Here is a 22,413-nt window from a genome sequence, read left to right as displayed (position 1 = left end):
ATATGGCAAAAAACATAACAATTTCAGTCGACGCCATGGGCGGCGACAATGGTCCCGAGATCGTCCTTTTAGGGGCGAAAATGTCTCTTCTTGAGCGACCAAACACCCGCTACATCTTTCACGGGCGTGAAGATGAATTGGCACCTTTGCTTCAAAAATACAGTGATTTGCAGGCGGTTTCCGAGATTCGGCATTGCGACAATGTCGTTTCGATGGACGAAAAACCCTCTCAGGCCTTGCGCAAAGGGCGCGGTAAGTCGTCAATGTGGAACGCATTGCAATCTGTTGCTGATGGTGAGGCTGATGCAGCGATTTCAGGCGGCAATACGGGTGCATTGATGGCGATGGCAACATTTTGCTTGCGCCCGATGGAAGGTATTTCACGCCCCGCGCTTGCTGCAGTTTGGCCCACATTGCGTACTGAGATTGTTGTTCTGGATGTTGGCGCAACAGTTGGTGGCGACGCAAAACAACTTATCGATTTTTCAATTCTGGGCGCAGCAATGGCGCGCGCCTTGTTCGATATGAAAGAGCCAACAGTTGGCTTGCTCAATGTCGGAACGGAAGAAGTCAAAGGCCTTGATGCAGTAAAAGAAGCTGCAAAGGAACTTGGGTCCCACACAGGTTGTGGCTATCAATATCACGGCTTTGTTGAAGGCGATGATATTGGCAAAGGCACTGTAGATGTGGTTGTGACTGAAGGGTTTACCGGAAATATTGCGCTAAAAACCGCCGAGGGCACCGCCAGACAAGTCGGTACTTATTTGCGCAATGCGTTGACCCAGAGTTGGATTTCCAAAATTGGCGCCTTAATCGCCTCTGGCGGATTGAGGACATTGCGCGACAAAATGGACCCCAGAAATGTCAATGGGGCTGTGTTTTTGGGCGTAAATGGCATTGTGATTAAAAGCCATGGCGGCACGGACGAGGTTGGCTTTAAGAGCGCCATCGGCGTTGCCTATGAAATGGCGAACAACCGGTTGATTGACAAAATCGGTGATGGTTTGAAACAATTTGAAGCGCCTGCTCCAGATGCCCAAATTGAGGGTAATGCTGGTATCGACAAGGGCGACAGCGATAATGAGGTAGCGTCAGCGTGAGTGGTGTAAAAACAGTTGTTCGTGGGGTAGGGCATCATTTGCCCAAGAACGTCGTCACAAACGCGGAATTGGCCAAAACGGTGGACACATCCGATGAATGGATCGTTCAACGCACTGGCATCAAACAACGATACATTGCTGGGGATGATGAGCAAACATCTGATCTGGCATTGCAAGCAGCGAAAAATGCTTTGGCGGCAGCCAATATGGATGCCAGCGAAATTGATTTGATCATTTTGGCGACGACGACGCCGGACCGTACATTTCCCGCGACCGCTGCGCTCGTGCAAGAAAGACTGGGCATCACCCAGGGTTCTGCGTTTGACATTCAGGCCGTTTGCTCTGGATTCGTTTATGCAGTTGCGACGGCTGATAGCTACCTAAAGAATGGTCTGGGTACCAAAGCCCTGGTGATCGGCGCTGAGACCTTCTCACGCCTTCTAGACTGGGAAGATCGCACAACGTGCGTGCTGTTCGGTGATGGAGCCGGTGCAATGGTTGTCGAAGCAGTGCCAAACGATAGCGAAAATAATCGCGGCGTATTGTCAAACTGCCTTCGCTCGAACGGTGAACATTGGCAAAAACTCTATGTCGATGGCGGCCCATCTCTAACAAAATCCGTCGGTTTTGTGCGTATGGAAGGCCGAGAAGTCTTTCGTCATGCGGTTGGCATGATTTCTGACGTTGTAGAGGGCGCGTTTGAAAAAGCAGACGTAGAGCCAAGCGAATTGGATTGGTTTGTGCCGCATCAGGCAAACAAGCGGATTATTGACGGTGCTGGCAAGAAACTGAAAATTCCAGCTGACAAAGTTATCGTTACGGTTGACCAACACGCGAACACGTCAGCGGCCTCAGTGCCTATGGCGTTAAGCATCGGCGTGCAAGATGGACGCATTAAACAGGGCGATTTGGTAATGCTGGAAGCGATGGGTGGTGGATTTACGTGGGGTGCATCACTCGTAAGATGGTAGGGCGTACTGGGCGTTTCTTCTAAGTCATTGACCAGATGAAATGTCGCATCTATGCTCGTAACATGTTGAAATACATTGCGGAGCGGATATGGCTGGAAAAACTTTAACACGCGCTGACCTTAGTGAGGCGGTGTATCAGCAAGTTGGTCTATCGCGGGCAGAGTCTTCGGACTTGGTCGAGCGCGTACTGGATTTGATGAGCGATTCACTGGTGGCAGGTAAAAGCGTTAAGCTCTCGTCATTCGGATCATTTTTGGTGAGATCCAAGAATGAGCGAATTGGCCGAAATCCCAAAACCGGCGAAGAGGTGCCGATTTTGCCAAGACGTGTTTTGGTGTTCAAACCAAGCAATGTTTTGAAATCCAAAATCAACGACAAAATGTTGAACGCAAAAAAGTAACAATAGCTGCGTTAAGAGTAGCAAAGGGTGGAACCGTTGGAAAAGTCGCCTGACGCTTTTCGTACTATTTCGGAAGCGGCACAAGAACTTGACCTGCCTCAACACGTGTTGAGGTTTTGGGAAACGCGATTTTCGCAGATCAAACCGCTAAAGCGTGGCGGCGGTCGGCGATATTATCGGCCCGACGATGTGCAATTGCTGCGCGGCATTCGTTTTCTTCTCTATGATGAAGGCTTTACGATTAAAGGCGTTCAAAAAATCCTTAAAGAAAACGGCGCGCGCCATGTGATCACGATTGGTGAGACAGGCGCGATAGAAGCTGTAACGCCGGTGGGAACAGGTGACGAAATCGTCGCTGCCCCCCAAATTTCAGCCCCCGAAGTCACAACTTCAGGCGCGACAATTGACACCTATTCACGCGCACGGCTCAACGAAGCGCTGCATGAACTTTTGGAATGCAAACGTATATTGGATAAAGCGACCGAAGAGCCGCTGAACTAGTCATACAACCTCGTTCAAAGGGTAGTCAGTGGCAAAGCTGACACTGTGCTTTCTCGCAAGTTCATGCAATATCTGGTGTAATGCCATTTGCTCACCATGACTAAGCGCCGGAGTGAGCAATCGAACTTGTTTGCCGGTCCGAAGGCAGACCGACAGATTGAACTTTATGGGTTCCAAGTTTAACGCAGTCCACGAACTTGCAACCTCAAGGCGACCGACCTCAGACCAATCAAATTGATGATTGTGCAGATACCCTCTAGCCAAGATGCCTGTTCGATCAATCATTAGCGGCGCGTTGTTGGTCAGAACCTTTGATCTCGCAAATGCGGCGACAGGAAATGCAACCATGAAGGCAACGGAGCCGATAATATAGTGGCTAAATCGTTGTTGATCCAAAAGTCCACACAGCAAAATGAGGCTGCAGAACAACAATATTGGCCATAAATAATGACGCGTCTTCAGCAGGTAGTTGCGCCACGGGGCAATGAATTGAAGTTTCTCAATGTCGAATAATACTTGATCATGGGAATTCATAATGTGCCAAAAATAAAAGCACATTACCCATAATTTTAGTTTGCAAGCAATTGATATTGTGATGGTCGGAGTGGCCAGATTTGAACTGACGACCCTCTGTCCCCCAGACAGATGCGCTACCAGGCTGCGCTACACCCCGAACTCAGGCTTTGTTATCTAAATTCGCTTCCATGCGCAAGCGGGGCCAACAGCGTTTTTCCTAAAACAAGAAAATTTGTCCAAATTTGTGACTTAACAGCTCACCAAAATTGGGTTAGCCATTCAACTCGCAGATTTTGGAGTGAATATGAGTTTGATTGAATACACCGGAATTTCAAGCACAAAGCTGCGCCATGCGTTGGCCCTCTGGCCAAATCTTTCGCCTGCCCAGTTCAAACTCATCAATCACACCGAAAACGCCACCTTCTTGATCACCAATGCCGCTGGGGAACGCAAAGTTTTGCGCGTCCATCGTCCGGGATACAATAGCAAAATTGCAATTCAGTCCGAACTCACATGGGCCAAGGCACTGCGGGACGACACACAGATCAAAACGCCAGTTGCGCTTTTTGGCTCGAACAATCAGTTGGTTCAGTCCGCCGAAGTGGGAACGGACGACCAAAAGCACTATTTAGTGCTGTTTGAATTTGAAGAGGGCACCGAACCAAGCGCAGAAGATGACCTTGAGGCGTCATTTGTTGAATTGGGCATTCTCGCTGCCAAATCCCATAATCATGTCCAGCAATGGAGCCAACCTGCTGGCTTTGAGCGCTTGAAATGGACAGCCCAGTCAATACTGGATGAAGACGGGCTATGGGGCGACTGGCGCATGGCACCGGGCATGAATGATGATCACTTTGCCGTTTTCTCAGAACTAGACGCAGTGCTACGCGAGCGCCTGAATGCTTTTGGTGACAAAAGCGACCGATATGGGTTGATCCACGCAGATATGCGCTTGGCGAACCTTTTGATTGATGGCAACCAGATCAAGCTGATCGACTTCGACGATTGTGGGTTTTGCTGGTATCTCTATGATTTTTCCGCAGCCATTTCATTTATTGAAGATAGCCCGGAGATTCCGAAATTAAAGCAAGCCTGGCTGAAGGGCTATCGTACACAACGTCAACTTTCAGCGACGGACGAAGCGGAAATTGACACCTTCATCATGCTGCGGCGCATGGCACTCACCGCTTGGATTGGTTCCCATTCGGAAACGCCATATGCCAAGAGCTTGGCCCATGATTTTGTGCCAAGAGGCGCAGTATTGGCACAAAAGTTTCTTCAAAAGTTTGGCTAGGGTCTGAACCCAATTAGCAGATTCTAGCTAGGGAAGCTGGCGTGATTGTTGGTTTTTGCTAAATACATCATAGCCTGCCGAAATGCCCCAAATCATACCCATGATCAAAAAGAAATGCCGCCAATGGTCGATATCGATGATGGCCGCTTCCAAAATCAACGGCACAAATGTTGCGAACGCTGGGATCATCAGCAATCGGTTGGGCGAGGGGATGGCAAGCGAGGCCACAGCGCGCCAAAGCGTCATCAGGATCAGCCAGACAATAGCCCCGCCGCCTAACCAGCCATAATCAAGGAAAATTTTGAGGTAGGTATTGTGCGGTTGCTCGGTCACCAGCAGGTTGCCAAACTGCCATGGCCCAATGCCCAGTGGATTGTTCAGCGCTAGGGCATATCCCCAAGCTTGCCGACCAAAACGGCCAGTTTCGCCACCATCATAGCTTTGGATGAGCGATGCGCGCTGTGTAAACAGTTCAGCCACACTCGGGATCATCAACAACCCCAAAATGGAAAGCGCCAGTAAAACCACGCCAAACATCGCTAATCCGATCATGCGAAGTTTTTCACGCGATGTCGCCTCCAGCACGAAATTCAGCGTAAAGACAATTGCCATCGTCAGCAGTAGATGCCCCCAAGCGCCCCGCGAAAATGACACGAACACGCCAACAATTATGATGCCAAGCAAGGTGGCATTGCCGATCATCCGAAGTGGATTGCTGAGCAAAATGCGTTGAACCAAATAGGCCGCGGGCAGGATCAAAAATGGCCCAAAAACATTGGGGTCCTTAAACAACGCCTTGGCCCGACCATATCGCAAAAACAGGTCTTTGCCCGGCATTAATCCCAAATAGGCCAAGGTGCCAACCAGCGCGGCAAAAACTGCTGCCACAATGTACGCTTTCACGATCAAACTGGTCCGTTCAAACGGCTTTGCTGCGATAAAGTTGGCGACAAAATATCCCGTCAGCAACAAGAACACAGTAACGATGGTGAAGATTAAGCCCTTTTCCAGCGTTGAATATTGCATTTGCAAAATGGCGACGAATGCAGGTGGAATGAACAATAATGTCGCAAACAGATAGTTGTTGGTGCGCCGACTTATCGGCATACCAGCAATCAACGCCAGTCCGAAAACGGCTGCGAACAAAACCTCATAGGGGGAGGGTTCAAAAAAGACAAATGCGCCGCCAACAATCCAAACGGGAACCAGCATAAGCATTAAGCGATGGGCAATTGCCGCACCGCTTACTTTAATGCCTTGATGATCAAAACCAGATTGAATTGCCATAAAAACCCGAACTAGTAGGCGCCTTCATTTTTGCTAATCAGTGAAATTGGCGTCATCAGCAAGATGTACAAATCAAGGAAAATCGACCAATTTTCAATGTAGTAGAGGTCGTGATTGACTCGATGCATGATCTTATCAACCGTGTCTGTTTCCCCGCGCCAGCCGTTGATCTGTGCCCAGCCGGTGATCCCAGGCTTAACCCTGTGGCGGGCGAAATAGCCGTCAACTGCATCGTGGTATAGCCGGTCTTCGGCTTTTGCCTGCAAAGCGTGTGGGCGTGGCCCGCAAATTGATAGCTCACCGCGCAGAACGTTTAAGAACTGAGGCAGCTCGTCAATGGATGTCTTGCGAATGAACTTGCCGACATTGGTGACACGAGGGTCATCTTTGGTCACCAATTTGGTTGCCTGTGCGTCAGACATTTCTGTGCGCATTGAGCGGAACTTGTATATTTCAATCAACTCGTTGTTAAAGCCATGGCGCTTTTGTTTAAAGAAGATTGGGCCCTTGCTATCCAACTTGATCGCGATAGCGGTCAACAACATGATGGGTGAAAAAACCACCAAAGCAACGGCTGCCACAACCATATCGAACAACCATTTGGCAACAATGTTCCAGTCTGAAATGGGCTTGTCCGCCATATCAAACACGGGCACATCGCCAAGGAATGAATAGGCACGAGACTTAAATTTCAGCTTGCTCATATGCGCGCTAAGGCGAATATCTACTGGTAGAACCCAAAGCTGCTTCAGCATTTGCAGCACCCGCGTTTCGGCCGAAACGGGTAGGGACACGATGACCAAATCAATGCGTGTCAAACGCGCAAATTCGAGCAGATCAGAAACTTTGCCCAACTTCGGGCAATCAGCAACAAGTTCAGGCGAACGTTTGTCGGCACGATCATCAAACAGGCCGAACAGTTCAATATCGTTATGCGCAGAGTTCTTGATCCCGTTGATCAACTCCTCTGCTTCCGGGCCACCACCCACCAGCACGGTGCGTCTCTTTAGCCGACCAGCTTTGGTCCAACTCAGAATGAGATTTCGCACTGCCATACGGTAGAAAACTAAAGTCGCAGCGCCTGTTGTGAGCCAGATTAAGATCCATGCTCTGGAAATAAAGTCACTGATTTTCAGCAAGAATACTGCCGCCACCAGCAAGACAATTGCAGATGCCCAAACTGCAAGTGCGCGACCGATTTGGGTCAGTGTTGTGCGGTATTTTTGAATAGAGTGATTTTTGACAAGGTTCTGTCCGAATAGTGCTATACCCGACGCAGCAATGCTGAGGGTGATATAGTGAAAAATATCACCATCGATCACATAGGCGAAATAAATGATCATCCCAATTGTTGTCAGCAGCAAAAATTCGATGGATTGAACAACGCCGACAATGATTTTGCTCGACATGGCGCGATCAACTGGTTGTGCGGCAATTTCCTTTGCCCGCTTGGATAGTGAACTCTCTGCGACGGCCTGCTGGCGCTCACTTAACATCTCTGCGACAACCTCTTTTGGGTCAATTCGGTACATCCGTGGTTCCTGATCGAATTTGAGTTATTCAAGAAGCACAATATATCAAAGGCGTGAAATTGCGGTGAAGCATCACGGTTAATCAATTGCTATTGAGTTAAATAGATATCCGCAATTTCACTGGCCATTTTGTCAATTGAGAAATTTGATCGGACATTTGCAAACAACGCATTGCGATGGTTCTGCATCTCTGCGTCAGGGCTCAGCGCGCCAACCATCTTGTTTCTTAGCGCCTCGACATCCGCTGGCGCGATAAGTTGGTGTTTTTCGGCACCAAAAATCTCGCCAATGCCACCCACGTCAGTTGCAATGACATATTTGCCTGCGGCTACAGCTTCCATAACGATATAGGGGAGGGACTCTTTTAGGGATGGCACAGTGACGGTGTCCGCCTCAGCAAAACCGTTCTTTGCCGGTTGCGCTCCAGCAAACTTCACACTGTCGGTCAACGCCAACTCACTTGCGAGTTGTTCAAATTGGTGGCGATGTGGTCCGTCTCCGATCAGCAGCAGTGTCGCTTGCCCACCCAGTTTGTTTTTTACGCCCTTCAGCGCTCTTAATAAATACTCGATCCCTTTCAGGTCGCGCATTTCACCGACAAAGGCGAAATCATACTTGCCTGACGAGGGCACGGGGCTAAACTCCCCATCCGCCAAACCGTTGTGAACAACGCTTCCAATCTCGCCAACATCGCCAATTTGCGCCGTGTAGGTCTTTTGGGCATATGCGCTTTCAAAGATAATGTGGTCACTTAGCGGAATAAGTCGTTTTTCCAAAAAATGAAAAACGCGGCCCGCGGGCGAAGTTCGAGAAAAATGTAAAGCCCCGCCATGTGGTGTATAAACCTTTTTGACGCCGGGCTTGTTCCATCCTGCAAGTCGGGCATGAAAGCCGCCTTTAGCACCATGCCCATGCACAATATCAAATTGACTTTGCTTAATAAGTTTACGAATTTTGATGGGGGCCAGCAGGTCTTGAGGACCGAAAAGCCTAGGAATGGCGATCGGGTGAATACCAAGTTTTAGGTGTGGTGAGATTCTTTCAAGCTTCTGTTCAGTCTCGCTATCAAATGAAAGCGCATCGACCACCATGCCGACGTGATGGCCTTGTTCAGCCAATTGGGCGGTGAGATCGCAAACATGCCGAAACAGTCCGCCAACTGGCGCTCGCAAAACTTGCAATACGCGCAATGACTTATCCATGGTTTCAGATTCCGATTGTGAAGGCGTTATAACCAACGCTCGTGAACAACAATAGTGTCACCCGGTTGAATAGCGGTTTCCATATCCGCCCGCATCTGGGTGGTGCCGGTTTTGGTCCGTCGATAGATCGTCACAGAATTTTTAGCCGCCGTGTCGCTAAATCCACCAGCCGTGCTGATCGCGGCGCGCACGCTCATACCAAATACAAATGGGAACTGCCCAGAGTTTGAAACTTCACCCTGAATGTAGAAGGGGCGATATTGAGCAACTTCTACTGCCACATTCGGGTCACGTAAATATCCCGCAGCAAGTCGACCGGTTATCAGCGTTGCTGTTTGGCTTACCGATTTTCCACGTGCATAAACGCGGCCCACAAGTGGCATGGAGATATAGCCCGCATCGTCGATACCATATTGGCTGGAAAGTTGAGTGTCATTGTAAACTGTTACCCGTAACACGTCGCCCGTATCCAACAGGTACGAAGCACCGTCATTTGAAAAAACGGTCGGGTCGTCGAATGTCGGAACGCGCGGAGTGGCTGCGCATCCCGAAAGAAACAAGACAACCAACAAAAACGCGGAACGCAACAATGGCATAACATTGACCTTTAAGAATCGAGTACTTCACTCCTTATGGGCACTTATGGTTAATTTTCAGGAAAAATGTGAGCGCGACGATCCCAAGTGATTGTTTCTCAAAACAAGCGTTCGTGCGTAAAATTAACTGAATTCTTACCATAGAGGGGCAAAAAGGACGCAGTGTATTTTTCACCGCGAAGGAATCGTTGCATGACCCAGAACGGGGCTAAGAGCTACGAAGACGTACAACTCAACATCCATCAACTGTTTGGTGCGATTTGGCGTGCATTGCCGCGGATTGTAATTATCACAGTGATTCTTTGCGGATTGACCTTTGTCGCTACATCGCTAATGACCAGGGAATATTCTGCTAGCGCTAGTGTGCTCTTGGAGCCAAGAAGCGACAGCTTCGCGCAAAGTTCGGCTACACGGGCCGGTCCAACAAGTCAGTCTGCGGTTGATAACGCAGCGATTGCGAGCCAAATCCAGCTTCTGAAATCGCGTGAGACATTGATCCGCGTTGTGGATGAACTCGATTTGAGGTCAAATCCTGCATTCATGGGCGGCGGAGCCGGGCCGTTGGATCTGGTATTTGCACTATTCTCTTCGGGGTCAAGTGACGCTAGTGTTTCAAGCTCTTCGCTAGACAGCAATATTATCAGCCAGATTTCCAAGAAATTGGTCGCAGCACAGGCGCGGGACAGTCGGGTAATTACAATTAAGTTTTCCTCAACTGACCCAAAGATAGCCGCAGACGTCGCCAACGCACTGGCCAAAGCATTGGTCAGCCGTCGTTCAGCGCTAGCGATTTCAGATACATCAGAAGCTACAAAGTGGTTGGACCAAGAAATTGCGAGCCTTAGCCGCGATGTTGTTGATGCTGAGAACAAAGTTGCAAATTTCCGTGTGGAGAACGACCTTTTCCGCTCAACACGCGACACAACCCTAATTGGTCAGCAATTGTCAGACCTATCTCGGCAAATCAGCACGGTTTCTGAGCGCAAAAACTCAGCGATTGCCCGGGCGCGTCTCATTCGCAACCTGTTGCAGACGGGGCAAAGCTTAGAATCGGTGCCTGATGTTCGTCAGTCGCCTGTGATTCAGCGCATGTCTGAGCAAAAGGCAAACTTCCAAGCCTCACGCGCGCAGTCCGCTGCGACATTGCTCAGCAGCCACCCCACATTGCGTGCGCTAGATGCGCAGATTGTTGATATTGATCGGCAAATTCAAATTGAAGGGCGCCGGATTGCCGAGTCGCTCGTCACTCAAGCCCAAATTGAGGGTGAGTTGGAAAGATCGCTTCGCGATGATTTGACACGATTAAAGCTTTCTGCCTCAGGCGCAGAACGCAGCGGCGTCACGCTTGCTGAACTCGAGCGCGAAGCAAGTGCAAAACGTAATTTGCTGAATACATTCCTCGCACGCCAGAGCGAAGCTACAGCCCGCACTAACACTGGTGCAATTTTCCCGGACGTTCGCATCATTTCTTCGGCTTCAACCCCCGGCAGAGCATCTTGGCCGAATGTGCCGCTGCTGTTGATATTGGTAGGCTCCATTTCAGTTGTATTGCAACTGGGCATGGTGATCATTTCAGAACTGGCCTCAGGTCGCGTGATTACGGTGCGACACGAACTGCAGGACGAACCCCAGCAAATGGCGGCGACCCCAGCTGAACCTTTTGTGGCGCAATCGCAACCGGTGCATCATGAAATTGAACCGCCCGTTGAGGCCGAGCAAGAGTTTGATCAACACGATGTTAGCGACCGTTCGGAAAATCATATAGATGATCATGATGACGTTCATGAAATGGTGAAAGATGAAGTTGCCGATGTCCAGCAACTGGCAACATCCGCAGAAACAGAAGCAGCAGCGAAACCTACAGCGCCTGTCAGAGCAAATGTAAGTAGCAATGCCGAGGTTTCAGCAATTGCAAATGGCTCAATGTCCGCCTTAGCAGCACAATTGATAGCCAATCGTGAAAGCACGATTCTTGTCACCAATGCTTCGCCAACGCGCACAGATAGTGTCGTGGCAGACGAACTGCTGGAATATCTTGCGCACAATGGTCGCAGCGTAATTGTTGTCAATGCCGGTGGCCCAGATCAACTGCACATGACGGGCCTAACCGACATGTGTGTTGGTGATGCTGACTTTGGCTCAATCATCCGCAAAGGCGCGACTGAAGAACAATATTATGTGCCATGGGGCACCAAGGACCGGCTTCATTTCTCAGGCGAACGGTTTACGTTGATGATGGATGCGCTTAGCGAGATTTACGATCATGTTATCGTCGAATGCGGTCGCTTAGGGCTAAGCGCGCCACTTGCACCATTTATAGATTCAAATCCTTCGCTTCTGTTAGTGACTCAAACCTCAAATCAGATGGAGCTTGAAGCATTGATGGGCGACGTTCGTGCACTGGGCATTCAAAACATCACGTGCATTGAACAATCCAAAGTTCAGTCTGATGTTGCTTAGCCTGAGGGCGGGAACAGTATGAGCAATTTGAAATATCGCTTGATCCATTTGGCAATGGAAGTTTTTGCCTTGCCGGGCGTTGCCGCCGCAATCCGCCGATTTTCAGCATCCAAGGGCGTCATATTCACCCTTCATCGCGTATTACCAACGCCGCCTGCTGAGTTTTCGCCAAATTCCATTCTGCAAATCACCCCTGATTTTCTTGAACGCGCAATTTTGCGGTGCCGTGATCTTGGTGTGGATATTGTCGATCTAGACGAAGCGTTGCGACGTATAAATTCGACTGAGAAAGAAAATCAGTTCGTCGTTTTCACCTTTGATGATGGCTACCGCGATAATCTAGAATATGCGCTGCCGATTTTGCGCCAGCACAATTGCCCGTTCACATTGTTCATTGCCCCCAATCTCACAAGTGCCAAAGCCGAAATCTGGTGGCAGGCGCTCGAAGACATAATCAGCGCCAACAATGAGATTGTGTTTGATGTGGGCGAGGGCGACCAGACCCTGCCGACCAATGACACCGCGCAAAAGAATGCGGCATTTGACCACCTATATTGGTTTATGCGCAACGAGACCGAGGAAGAGCGAATGGCTTTGCTGCAGCAGCTTGCGAAACGCTATCAGCTTAACCTAGCCGAGCATTGCCGCTCGCTCATTATGAATTGGGACGAGCTACAAACGTTTGCGGATGATCCATTGTGCACCATCGGAGCGCATACGATGAACCATCCAGAACTCAAGAAACTTCCTGAACATCAAATGCGTGACGAAATCACAATGTCGATTGAGAAGCTCGGGGAAAAGTTTGGTAAAATGCCAACGCATTTCTCATACCCGTTGGGTGGGCCCGCATCCGCAGGCAGGCGTGAGTTTGATGCAGTGAAGTCGATGGACAATTTAACCTGCGCTGTCACGACCCGCCCTGGCGGGCTTTATGCGGAAAATGCGAAATACCCGAACGCCTTGCCGCGGATATCGCTCAACGGGAAATATCAAAAACGCAGATTTTTAGATGTCTTCCTGACAGGCGCCATTTTCACCGCCCATAGCGGCATGAAAAAAGTCAATCTTGATTAGGTGGCAACTCATGGGGCCGTGCTGACATCCATTTAATGGTCCATGCTGCCGGGAAAAACCAAGCGGAACCCACTACGGCGAAATAAATTAGCAATATCGCCGTATGCGCGTCTACAAGCCAGTACTCATAAATGATCGAGGCGATGGTCGCGTAGGCGATGATTACAACCAAAATAATCGGGATGCCCAGTAGTTTGCGCTGTCGTAAAGTCAATGTAATCCCCATCTGTCCACTTTGGGTGGCATAAACTGCGTCATTATGATGCTTTGGCAATCGCATGACGATCCTTGCGGTTTCGGTTCTAACGATTTAACACGAAGTCTATCTCAAGCAAGGGCATAATGCGCATGTCGTCAATTGACCACACTTCAACCGCCACAAATCCTTATGCAAAATTGCGCCCGGTGCGCATTTGGCTCTATGTGATGGCGCTACTTGTGTTGATTATGGTGGTCATTGGTGGCGCGACGCGCTTAACAGATTCTGGATTGTCGATTACCCAATGGAAGCCGATCTCAGGCACTATCCCACCTCTAAACCTTCAGGATTGGACTGCCGAGTTCGAGGCCTACAAGCAAATCCCTGAATATCAGCAAATCAACAAAGGCATGTCGCTTGAAGAGTTCAAGGGCATTTTTTGGTGGGAGTGGGGACACCGGTTCCTCGGTCGCTTTATCGGGGTGGCATTTCTATTGCCATTTTTGGTGTTTCTCTTTCAAAAACGCTTGAACTGGAAATTAGCACCAGCTCTCGCCACGTTGTTTTTCTTGGGCGGCTTTCAAGGGTTTTTGGGCTGGTGGATGGTCTCCTCTGGCCTAACCGAGCGCGTTGACGTCTCCCAATATCGCCTTGCTGCGCATTTGGGTGCTGCTTGCATTTTGCTTCTGGCCTTGATTTGGGTTGCGCGTCGATTAAGAGAGCCTACCGTCATTTGGGTGCAAAAAGGGTGGCCGCTGCTCGTTTCTCTGCTTGGCTTGCTTGTGTATGTGCAAATCATCGCGGGTGCCTTCGTCGCGGGGTTGGATGCTGGCTTTTCCCACAACACGTGGCCGCTTATGGACGGGAAATTCATCCCGGATGGGATGGATATGCTCACGCCATCGTGGCTCAATCTGTTTGAAAACATCATCACCGTTCAATTCTCGCACCGTATGTTGGCCTATTTCATATTTGCTGTCGTTGTCGGTTTAACTTGGCATGCATGGGCGAAAACCCAGTTTGATGGCGTGCACGGTTGGATGATTTCGATCGCTGCGCTGACCATTTTACAGGTGGTTTTGGGTATATTGACCCTAATTTATGTGGTTCCAATCCACTTAGCACTTGCCCATCAAGCGACTGCATTTATCTTGCTTGCAACAATTGTGGCCTATCTCGCTGATATGTCACATCAAAATTAACGGTATTCAGATACCGCAATCATAAGCCATTGAAAAACAACGATTAAAACTTTGTGCTTGACGAGGGGCGTAATCTTGTCTAAATCGCACGACGAACGGGGTGAACTTTGGCAAATGCTCAAGGTTTGCATCCTACCAATTCAAGGATTTTGAAATGAAGACGTACTCGGCAAAACCGAGCGAGATCGAGAAAAAGTGGATCTTGATCGACGCTGAAGAGGTGGTTGTTGGCCGCCTTGCAGCTGTTATCGCAACACGTTTGCGTGGCAAGCACAAAGCAACATTCACACCGCATATGGATTGTGGCGATAATGTTATCGTTATCAATGCTGACAAAGTGAAATATACCGGCAAGAAGATGGACGACAAAATCTTCTACTGGCACACAAATCACCCTGGCGGTATTAAAGAGCGTTCAATGCGCGATCTTTTGGAAGGTCGTTTCCCTGAGCGTGTGTTGGAAAAAGCTATCGAGCGTATGATGCCTGGTGGTCCATTGACACGTGCGCAGTTGAAAAACTTGCGCGTTTATGGCGGTGCAGAGCATCCACACGAAGCCCAAAATCCAGAAGTTCTGGACGTGGCATCTATCAACCCTAAAAACAAGCGGGTGAAGTAACATGGCTGAACAAGAGACCATCAACTCGCTCGAAGAATTGGGCGAAGCTACTGTTGTAGCAACTGAAAATGACGCGCCAGTTTACGAGCAAAAGCTTGACGCACAAGGTCGTGCATATGCAACTGGTAAGCGTAAAGACGCTGTTGCACGCGTTTGGATTAAGCCAGGTTCAGGCAAAATCACAATCAACGGCCGCGACATGCCTGTTTATTTTGCACGCCCTGTGTTGCAAATGGTTGTCCAGCAGCCAGTTATTGCTGCAGAACGTAAAGATCAGTACGACGTTGTCGCCACTGTTTCTGGCGGCGGTCTATCAGGCCAAGCTGGTGCGGTTCGTCACGGGATTTCTAAAGCGCTTACTCATTTCGAGCCTGCGCTTCGTCCTGTGTTGAAAAAAGGCGGCTTCCTAACACGCGACAGTCGTGTTGTTGAACGTAAGAAATTCGGTCGGGCAAAAGCACGTCGTTCTTTCCAGTTCTCAAAGCGCTAATTTTCAAAACACTTTTCAAGTTTATGAAGGGTCGGCATTTGCCGACCCTTTTTCGTTTCATATGTTAAATATCGACAACCTGTTCTTGCGAGACCTGCTTTGAACAGATAGCCTAAAACTCTTCAAACGTTTAGGTTTTCAGCTTGACCCGATCCCAACCCTTAAAGGCCGCCTATTGGATGGCCGGTGCCATGGCATCATTCTCGCTCATGGCTATTGCGGGCAGGGAACTTGGCGGACGGCTCGATACATTTGAAATCATGATGTATCGCTCATTTTTGGGCATCGTCATTGTGCTGACAGTGGCAAAGTTCGCAGGCACATTGGGTGACATCGGATTTTCCAAGTTTCGCCTTCACTTGATACGAAATTCTTGTCATTTCGTCGGGCAAAATCTGTGGTTTTATGCCGTTACGATTGTGCCTCTATCTCAACTATTTGCCTTTGAATTTTCCTCCCCGCTCTGGGTCGTGCTTTTGGCACCAATTTTCTTAGGTGAGCGCCTTACGCCGGCTAAGATATTCGCCGCCGTTCTTGGGTTCACCGGAATATTGATTGTGGCCCGCCCAGACAACATCATTGTTGACCCAGCGATCATTGCTGCCGCGACATGCGCAATCTTTTTTGCGGGCACGACAATGGCGACCAAAAAACTTACAGGCACCCAATCGACGACAGCCATCTTGTTTTGGCTGGTGGTCATGCATTCGGTTCTGGGCATTGCAACCGCCGGAATTGATGGGCAAATTGCCATTCCGCAGGGCACTGAAATACTGCTTGTTGCCCTTATTGGTGTATGCGGCTTACTAGCCCACTTTTGCATAACAAACGCGCTGAGCTTAGCACCTGCTACGGTTGTAACGCCGTTAGAGTTTGTCCGGCTGCCTCTTATCGCCTTCATTGGATTTGTGCTCTACCAAGAAGCGTTTGAATGGCCCGTAATACTCGGCGCTATTCTTGTGTTGGTGGCAAACTTCGTCAATATTGCCGGTGAAAATGCCAAGAACAAAAAACAGCTAGTTTAGCCTAGTGATGTAGGCAAATTTCTAAGTGCAAGCAATTAGGGTCAAAATGCGCCAACAACCGACGATTATTTTTGATCTTGATGGCACTCTCGCGGACACGCTCAGCGACCTTGTTGGCGCCCTAAATCGAACACTCAAAACTCACCATTTGATGCCAGTTAGTGCCGAGCAAGTCGGCTATATGACGGGCAGAGGTGGGCTTAAGGCAATGATCATGTTTGCCGTCGAACAGGCAGATATGACCCCAGATCAAGTGCTGATCGATGAATTGTTTGTCGCTTGCCTCAATGATTATCAGCAAAATATTTGTGTTGAGACTGTTTTGTATCCTGGTGCACGCACCAGCCTCACCCAACTGGCTGACAACGGATGGCTGCTTGGCGTATGTACGAACAAACCAGTTGAACTTGCCAAGAAATTGCTACTTGAGCTGAAAATTGACCAGCTGTTTTGCGCTGTTACTGGAGCTGATAGTTTTGAATTCAAAAAACCAGACCCCAGACATTTGATCCGTACAGTAGAATTGGCCGGCGGCGATTGTTCACGCGCAATTATGGTGGGCGACACGCAAAACGACATACTCACCGCACAACGTGCAAAGATCCCAGTCATTGCTGTCGATTTCGGATATGCTGAGCACCCCTTAAAGACTTACAGTCCGGATGGTGTGATTTCCAATTTTGAACATCTATTTGAAGTAGCTGACACACTGATCCGATAAGTGACCCTAAGCACAGCCCTTAATGCCATAGAAAATGATGCTTGACTCTATTTCGATAATTATCTAATTAGATGTATATCGAAATAGGTGATTTGAATGAATTTAGTTTTTGAAGCTCTGTCACATCCGGTTCGGCGCAAAGTCGTGAAGGTCCTTAAGAAGGGCCCTAAGTCGGCGGGCGATTTAGCAGATCTTTTTGATCTGACGAAGCCGACCATGTCGACACATTTTGCAAAGCTGAAGAAAGCGGACCTTGTGAGTACGACAAGGCAGGGCAACACCATTCTTTATCACCTCAACGCGTCCATTTTAGAAGCAGCATTGTCTGACTTACTGGACCTAACAGGGGAATGAAAATCATGAACATTAAAACTCAAACCTTCAATATCATATTGTTCTTGTTGACTATATTGATTGCTGCAGTCGGTCTTTGGCTGGTCCCTTGGGGCAGTGAGATTGCAGTACATTGGTCGCTTTCTGGCGAACCTGACAACTTCATGCCAACCTATCTGGCATTTGCGATTCCACCGCTTTTATGTGTCTTTTTGTTTGGGCTGCAATTGTTTTTGGCCAAGAAACTGGGCGCAGACGAAATCGATGCGGCTGGCAAGTCATATCGCGTTGGAATGATTATTGGCTTTGTCGCAGCCGTGTTCGTTCAAGCCATCATATTGGCCGTGGCCTTAAATTACAGTATTGATCCGGTGCGTGCTGCCGTGATTTTCATTGGGTTGATCCTCGTTCTTGTCGGCAATAATTTGCCCAAGTCCCGCCGCAACCGGATCGCGGGACTAAGAATTAGATCAACAATTGACTCTGAAGAGAACTGGGTTCGCACCCACCATTTTGCCGGCAAAATCTATATGGTCACGGGTGTCATCGCCATAAGTGTTGGTGTGCTTGGCGTGCCAACGCCTCTCAACCTAGTCATCGCGATACTCTGCGCAATTATTCCAGAATTGGCCGCAATCATATACAGCCGGTCGATCCGTCACGACGCAGCATAGTCAGCAATGTCGGCTGAATTCTAGTTCTATTGAGCGACGTTGCCGCGACCCATTGCGGCAGATTGGTAGTTGGCGATGACGTCACCAATAATGTCGCAAGCCCGCTCACGACCGTCTTCGGCGGCAAGCTTTGCGGCCATGTTCTCTGCACTGCTTTTATACGACTTGTTTGTCGACAATTGACGCAAAGCGTATGCCAAATCATCTGAAGTCAGTTTGCGCAAGGCAACTGGCTTTGGTCCACAACCCAACGTGTGCACCCGCCGGCCCCAGAATGGTTGATCCATCGTTTGGGGCACAACAAATGTCGGCTTTCCTGCATGTAGGCCCGCCGAGGTTGTGCCCGCACCACCATGGTGCACAACACCGCCAACATGCTTGAATAGCTTATCATGCGGCGCACGGCGGATGGCATAAATGCTGTCTGGCAAATCATCAGGGTTGATGCCACCCCAACCACGCCCAACAACCACACGACCACCCCATTTGGCGACAGCGTCCTTCAAGATCTGTGTATTGCGTTCAGCACCAAATGGCATTGAACCGAAACCGACATAAATCGGTTCTGATCCATTGGCCAAAAATTCTTTGAAACTGTCGCTTGGTTCCCAATCTGATTGGTCTTGGAGTTGCCAATAGCCGGTTACATGGGCAGTTTTGGGCCAGTCCTCCGGCCGTTGGCTGACTTGAGGCGAATAGGCATAAAGGGCGGGTAAATCGTGCCCATTATTATCCTTGAAAAATCCACCCTTTTTGCGCGGCTCCATGCCCATCAGCGATTTGCGCAATTTATTGCGGGGCCAATCATAAAACATCTGCTGCCAATTCATCGGCGCATGAGAAATATAATTGAAGGCCGGTCCCAAATCTGGGCCATCATAAGCAACAATGGGAAACTCACTCGTCGCTGTAAGCGGCTGAAGTGCTGACATCATTACCGGAATGTCCAACGCTTCGCCAATATCAATGCAGAACGTCGTGTTCATATTTGCCATCAGCAAATCGGCGCCCTGAGCCATTTCCCAAGAGCGACGGGCTGCAATTTCGACGATTTTTTGGCCTTGGCGCATCAGTTTTGGCGCACTCGTAAGCAGTGTTTTTGTCACCACTTCGTCCAAATTGGATTGTTTTACGAAGGCTTGAATATTTCGACCAAGCGAGAAAAATTCGAGGCCTGAGGCCTCAATCATCTCTTTAAAGTCATTGGGCGCACCCAATACAACCGAATATCCCCGATCCCGAAGAGCAATTGCCAGCGCCACATATGGCTGGACATCACCTTGCGTGCCGATCGTGGCGATCGCAATGCGTTTTGCCATCAAAACCTCACTTCCCATAACTCAACAGCGCTATTTGAAACGCTGCGCCCAAACATCGAACTATTTACAACACCATGTACCGCGGCTAGAACAGCGCAATTGGACACTTTTGTTTCGCATAATCAATCAAAGAGGGCAAGTATCATGAGCCAGAAGCTCAACGCCGCACTGCTAGGTGCCTCCGGATATACCGGGGCCGATTTGATGCGATTGGGTGTCCTTCACCCCCACGTTCAGTTCACAGCCCTTACTGCAAATACCCATGCGGGGAAAGCAGTAGAGGATGTGTTTCCGCACCTAGGTGGGGTGGAGCTGCCGCAATTACAACGTGCAGACGAACTAAATTGGGCAGATTATGACGTGATCTTTTGTGGGCTACCACATGCGACCAGCCAGAAAATCGTGAGTGAAATCATCGGCCAAACTGATCGTCCAAAGATTGTGGATATGTCTGCGGACTTCCGGCTAACAGATCCTGCACAATACAAAACTTGGTATGGCAATGATCATATCGATCCAAAACTGCAAGATGATGCCGCCTATGGGCTGACCGAACACAATCGAGGTGCGATTCGGCAGAAACGGATCATCGCGTGTCCGGGTTGTTACCCAACAGCAGTATTGTTGGCACTTCTGCCGTTGGCAAAAGCTGAGTTGATCAACGTTGATGCGATCATCGTGGACGCCAAATCTGGCGTCACAGGCGCGGGCAGGGGCCTGAAGCAGAATACACTTGCCGCTGAAGCTGGCGAAAGCCTTTCACCCTATGCCGTGGGTGCACATCGTCACACGGCGGAGCTGGAACAAGAAATCGGTGCTGTCGCGGGTAAAACCATCAAGGTCAATTTCACACCACACCTCATTCCAATGAGTCGGGGTGAGCTGATCACGGCGCACTTGGAGCTAGCGAGCGGTAAAACAGCCGCTGATCTGCGCAATGCGCTTGAAGCTGCCTATGCCGACGAGCCATTTGTGCGGGTTCTAGCCGAGGGCAAAATGCCTTCAACAGGCATGGTTCGCGGGTCAAACTCTTGTGTCATAAATGTGTTTGAAGACCGCATCGCTGGCCGCGCAATCGTCATTGCGGCGCTTGATAATCTAGTCAAAGGCAGTGCAGGGCAGGCAATGCAAAACTTCAATGTTGCGTTCGGTTTTGAAGAAACAACAGGTCTAAGCCAACAACCAATGTTTCCGTAAGTTCAAATACTTATCGGTCATATCCGACTCATTCTGGCAACAACTTGAATCAATCTATGAACAGCGCTAACCTTCTTTTAGGTTCAGCGCTGCCCGCCGCGTGCACCCATTTTGGGCTTGGTGAAAGCGCCGTTTATATTCTGCAATTCGTCAATCATTGCGACGATATGTTGGCAATGCACGCACTGACAAATTCATCGTCGCCAATGGGACGAATATGTATACTGAAAAACAAACTAAGGGCTACGCAAAAGCCCTGCGCAACGCGCTCTCATCGCGAAATTCAGATTTCTCTCATTCAGATTGTTTGGAAATTGTCGCTGAAACGATCGGCGAGAAAAGCTGGAACCATCTGAGTGCGAAATTGGAACAACCTGTTGTTACACCAACTTTAAAGCAGGATCTTCCTGATGGCTGGTCGCTTGGAGGAAAGTACACCAATGAGTATTCGGTTGTGGTTGAAAAAGTAAGCGGAACTGATCCGGTTATAAAAATCCAAGGTGAACCAACAAGTTCTCAAGCGTTCGCCACTGCGATGCAGAGAATTTCTGCAGATCCATATTTGGGTAGCAACGTTCGCCTGACCGCGGAGGTCAAGACGCAGGAAGTCGATTACGCAAGTCTTTGGATTCGTGTCGACGGACATGGCCGAGATTTGTTGTCTTTCGACAACATGATCGATGTTTGGCCGTTTCGTGCATTGAGAGGTTCAAACGACTGGCAGACTTTGGAAATTGTGCTGGATGTGCCTGACAAAGCGCACGCGGTAAATTTCGGTTGCATGCTAATTGGAAAGGGATGTGCCCAAGTGAGAAACTTCGATTTCAAACAGGTAAGCGCAGATGTTCCGCTTTCGAGTGACAGAGGAAAACAACAAGATTTTCCAACCAATCTAGGCCTCAACTAGGATATAGACCCTAATTAGCCAAACAAGTTCAACTGTGGAAGCTCGGCGTCATTGGCGGCGGGCTTCTCTGCTTTTTTCTTGGGCTTCGGTTTCGTCGCAGGTTTTTCAACAATCTCTGCTGGCGCCGCTGCGACTTCCTGCGGCTCGGGTGAAATAACAGCGAGCAACTCTGCACTCAATGTTTCAATCAATTGCGCATAAGCAGTTTGACCCTGCAAGCGCAATTGTTCGCCCTTCTTGCTCAGCATAAAATGCTTTGCCCGCGCATCGCGTTTGCAAGGCTTGACCCGTACCAGTTTGCGCTTTTCCAACTTATCCATCATTGCACTGGCCGATGCTTTGTTGACGCCCATTGCCGTCACCAAATCATGCAAATGTTGACCATGAAAATCGTCAGCAGCGCTCAGATCTTCTTGTTCTTTTATGGCGCTAAGATATTCAAACTCGCTATAGCTAAGCCCCAATTCGGCGCCATGTTTCGTCCAATGGCGATGGGATAAGCGGTGAATTGCTTCCAAGCGATCTGCATTATTCATATGTAACTCAAAGTTGGTACGGTTTCCGTACTAGTGGCGAATTGCGGTGCTTCGTCAATCACTTGCACATAGTTTCTGTTCGAAAACCCTAACTTATCAACGGCAAACGATTTGGATGCCCATTCAGTGCTTTGCCACCGGCTCAAATTCTAGTCAGCAAACATTGTTTTTGCGAGTTGCCCAGAATTCCAAGTGATTGACCAAGTGACCAATGGGTTACACAAGCCCGATTTTTCAATGTTTGGTTCCAGATTA

Annotated in this window: 23 protein-coding genes and 1 tRNA gene; 16 read left to right on the top strand and 8 right to left on the bottom strand. The window is 49.2% G+C overall.

The window, feature by feature from the left end; genetic code table 11:
• Positions 1–2 precede the first annotated feature (2 nt).
• The 4 genes from plsX to AC2D8L_RS05665 all read left to right on the top strand — a co-directional run bounded on the left by plsX (position 3) and on the right by AC2D8L_RS05665 (position 2,972).
• Positions 3–1,100 (top strand): phosphate acyltransferase PlsX, encoded by a 1,098-nt coding sequence (plsX, locus tag AC2D8L_RS05680; RefSeq protein ID WP_484684464.1) that lies wholly within the window; start codon positions 3–5, stop codon positions 1,098–1,100.
• Positions 1,097–2,071 carry a beta-ketoacyl-ACP synthase III gene (locus tag AC2D8L_RS05675; protein WP_484684463.1) on the top strand — a complete coding sequence of 325 codons (975 nt, stop codon included), beginning with the start codon at positions 1,097–1,099 and terminating at the stop codon, positions 2,069–2,071. The genes plsX and AC2D8L_RS05675 overlap by 4 nt, the downstream gene beginning before the upstream one ends.
• 88 nt (positions 2,072–2,159) lie before the next feature.
• Entirely contained in the window at positions 2,160–2,471 is a 312-nt protein-coding gene (locus AC2D8L_RS05670) for an integration host factor subunit alpha (RefSeq protein ID WP_484684462.1), read from the top strand.
• Between the two features lie 36 nt (positions 2,472–2,507).
• A complete protein-coding gene (locus tag AC2D8L_RS05665) occupies positions 2,508–2,972 on the top strand; it encodes a MerR family transcriptional regulator (RefSeq protein WP_484684461.1) in 465 nt (154 codons plus the stop codon).
• A gap of 596 nt (positions 2,973–3,568) precedes the next feature.
• Here the strand turns inward: AC2D8L_RS05665 and AC2D8L_RS05660 are convergent.
• Positions 3,569–3,645 (bottom strand) — tRNA-Pro (locus AC2D8L_RS05660).
• A 147-nt stretch (positions 3,646–3,792) separates the two neighbouring features.
• Between AC2D8L_RS05660 and AC2D8L_RS05655 the strand changes: the two genes are divergently transcribed.
• Positions 3,793–4,782: a phosphotransferase enzyme family protein gene (locus AC2D8L_RS05655; protein ID WP_484684460.1), complete on the top strand. Its 990-nt coding sequence runs from the start codon at positions 3,793–3,795 to the stop codon at positions 4,780–4,782.
• Between the two features lie 27 nt (positions 4,783–4,809).
• Here AC2D8L_RS05655 and AC2D8L_RS05650 read toward each other — a convergent pair whose 3' ends face one another.
• The 4 genes from AC2D8L_RS05650 to AC2D8L_RS05635 all read right to left on the bottom strand — a co-directional run bounded on the left by AC2D8L_RS05650 (position 4,810) and on the right by AC2D8L_RS05635 (position 9,399).
• Positions 4,810–6,069, bottom strand: coding sequence for an O-antigen ligase family protein (locus tag AC2D8L_RS05650; protein ID WP_484684459.1), 1,260 nt, complete (start codon positions 6,067–6,069; stop codon positions 4,810–4,812).
• An 11-nt stretch (positions 6,070–6,080) separates the two neighbouring features.
• Entirely contained in the window at positions 6,081–7,601 is a 1,521-nt protein-coding gene (locus AC2D8L_RS05645) for an undecaprenyl-phosphate glucose phosphotransferase (RefSeq protein WP_484684458.1), read from the bottom strand.
• Positions 7,602–7,690: 89 nt separating this feature from the next.
• On the bottom strand, positions 7,691–8,803 hold the full coding sequence (locus tag AC2D8L_RS05640) for a glycosyltransferase (protein WP_484684457.1): 1,113 nt from the start codon (positions 8,801–8,803) through the stop codon (positions 7,691–7,693).
• A 26-nt stretch (positions 8,804–8,829) separates the two neighbouring features.
• Complete coding sequence (locus AC2D8L_RS05635) at positions 8,830–9,399, bottom strand: polysaccharide biosynthesis/export family protein (RefSeq protein WP_484684456.1); 570 nt, start codon at positions 9,397–9,399, stop codon at positions 8,830–8,832.
• 192 nt (positions 9,400–9,591) lie between these two features.
• Between AC2D8L_RS05635 and AC2D8L_RS05630 the strand changes: the two genes are divergently transcribed.
• Together AC2D8L_RS05630 and AC2D8L_RS05625 are read left to right on the top strand one after the other, a co-directional pair.
• On the top strand, positions 9,592–11,859 hold the full coding sequence (locus AC2D8L_RS05630) for a Wzz/FepE/Etk N-terminal domain-containing protein (protein ID WP_484684455.1): 2,268 nt from the start codon (positions 9,592–9,594) through the stop codon (positions 11,857–11,859).
• 18 nt (positions 11,860–11,877) lie between these two features.
• The gene (locus tag AC2D8L_RS05625; RefSeq protein WP_484684454.1) at positions 11,878–12,936 is read left to right on the top strand and encodes a polysaccharide deacetylase family protein; all 1,059 of its coding nucleotides are present in this window, start codon (positions 11,878–11,880) and stop codon (positions 12,934–12,936) included.
• On the opposite strand, the gene AC2D8L_RS05620 is transcribed toward AC2D8L_RS05625, so the two are convergent.
• A complete protein-coding gene (locus AC2D8L_RS05620) occupies positions 12,923–13,216 on the bottom strand; it encodes a DUF2842 domain-containing protein (protein ID WP_484684453.1) in 294 nt (97 codons plus the stop codon). The genes AC2D8L_RS05625 and AC2D8L_RS05620 overlap by 14 nt on opposite strands.
• 68 nt (positions 13,217–13,284) lie before the next feature.
• Between AC2D8L_RS05620 and AC2D8L_RS05615 the strand changes: the two genes are divergently transcribed.
• From AC2D8L_RS05615 to AC2D8L_RS05585, 7 genes are all read left to right on the top strand, one after another.
• Positions 13,285–14,337: a COX15/CtaA family protein gene (locus AC2D8L_RS05615; RefSeq protein WP_484684452.1), complete on the top strand. Its 1,053-nt coding sequence runs from the start codon at positions 13,285–13,287 to the stop codon at positions 14,335–14,337.
• A gap of 154 nt (positions 14,338–14,491) precedes the next feature.
• Positions 14,492–14,956 (top strand): 50S ribosomal protein L13, encoded by a 465-nt coding sequence (rplM, locus tag AC2D8L_RS05610; protein ID WP_484684451.1) that lies wholly within the window; start codon positions 14,492–14,494, stop codon positions 14,954–14,956.
• A gap of 1 nt (position 14,957) precedes the next feature.
• A complete protein-coding gene (rpsI, locus tag AC2D8L_RS05605; protein ID WP_484684450.1) occupies positions 14,958–15,446 on the top strand; it encodes a 30S ribosomal protein S9 in 489 nt (162 codons plus the stop codon).
• Between the two features lie 143 nt (positions 15,447–15,589).
• On the top strand, positions 15,590–16,471 hold the full coding sequence (locus tag AC2D8L_RS05600) for a DMT family transporter (RefSeq protein WP_484684449.1): 882 nt from the start codon (positions 15,590–15,592) through the stop codon (positions 16,469–16,471).
• A gap of 46 nt (positions 16,472–16,517) precedes the next feature.
• Positions 16,518–17,192, top strand: a complete 675-nt coding sequence (locus tag AC2D8L_RS05595; RefSeq protein ID WP_484684448.1) for an HAD-IA family hydrolase — start codon at positions 16,518–16,520, stop codon at positions 17,190–17,192.
• Positions 17,193–17,288: 96 nt separating this feature from the next.
• Positions 17,289–17,546 carry a metalloregulator ArsR/SmtB family transcription factor gene (locus AC2D8L_RS05590; protein ID WP_484684447.1) on the top strand — a complete coding sequence of 86 codons (258 nt, stop codon included), beginning with the start codon at positions 17,289–17,291 and terminating at the stop codon, positions 17,544–17,546.
• A 5-nt stretch (positions 17,547–17,551) separates the two neighbouring features.
• The gene (locus tag AC2D8L_RS05585) at positions 17,552–18,199 is read left to right on the top strand and encodes an SdpI family protein (protein WP_484684446.1); all 648 of its coding nucleotides are present in this window, start codon (positions 17,552–17,554) and stop codon (positions 18,197–18,199) included.
• A 26-nt stretch (positions 18,200–18,225) separates the two neighbouring features.
• Here the strand turns inward: AC2D8L_RS05585 and AC2D8L_RS05580 are convergent, their stop codons facing one another.
• Positions 18,226–19,518, bottom strand: coding sequence for a glycosyltransferase (locus tag AC2D8L_RS05580; protein ID WP_484684445.1), 1,293 nt, complete (start codon positions 19,516–19,518; stop codon positions 18,226–18,228).
• A 144-nt stretch (positions 19,519–19,662) separates the two neighbouring features.
• Here AC2D8L_RS05580 and argC point away from each other — a divergent pair, with 144 nt between their 5' ends.
• Positions 19,663–20,715 carry an N-acetyl-gamma-glutamyl-phosphate reductase gene (gene argC, locus AC2D8L_RS05575; protein WP_484684444.1) on the top strand — a complete coding sequence of 351 codons (1,053 nt, stop codon included), beginning with the start codon at positions 19,663–19,665 and terminating at the stop codon, positions 20,713–20,715.
• Between the two features lie 217 nt (positions 20,716–20,932).
• A complete protein-coding gene (locus tag AC2D8L_RS05570; protein WP_484684443.1) occupies positions 20,933–21,622 on the top strand; it encodes a glyoxalase superfamily protein in 690 nt (229 codons plus the stop codon).
• 14 nt (positions 21,623–21,636) lie between these two features.
• Here AC2D8L_RS05570 and AC2D8L_RS05565 read toward each other — a convergent pair whose 3' ends face one another.
• On the bottom strand, positions 21,637–22,158 hold the full coding sequence (locus AC2D8L_RS05565; protein ID WP_484684442.1) for a MarR family winged helix-turn-helix transcriptional regulator: 522 nt from the start codon (positions 22,156–22,158) through the stop codon (positions 21,637–21,639).
• Positions 22,159–22,413 lie beyond the last annotated feature (255 nt).

The organism is Maritalea sp. YIW29, from assembly GCF_057219265.1.
Note: the sequence above shows the minus strand (reverse complement) of the source record. Positions and strands in the feature narration are given on the sequence as shown.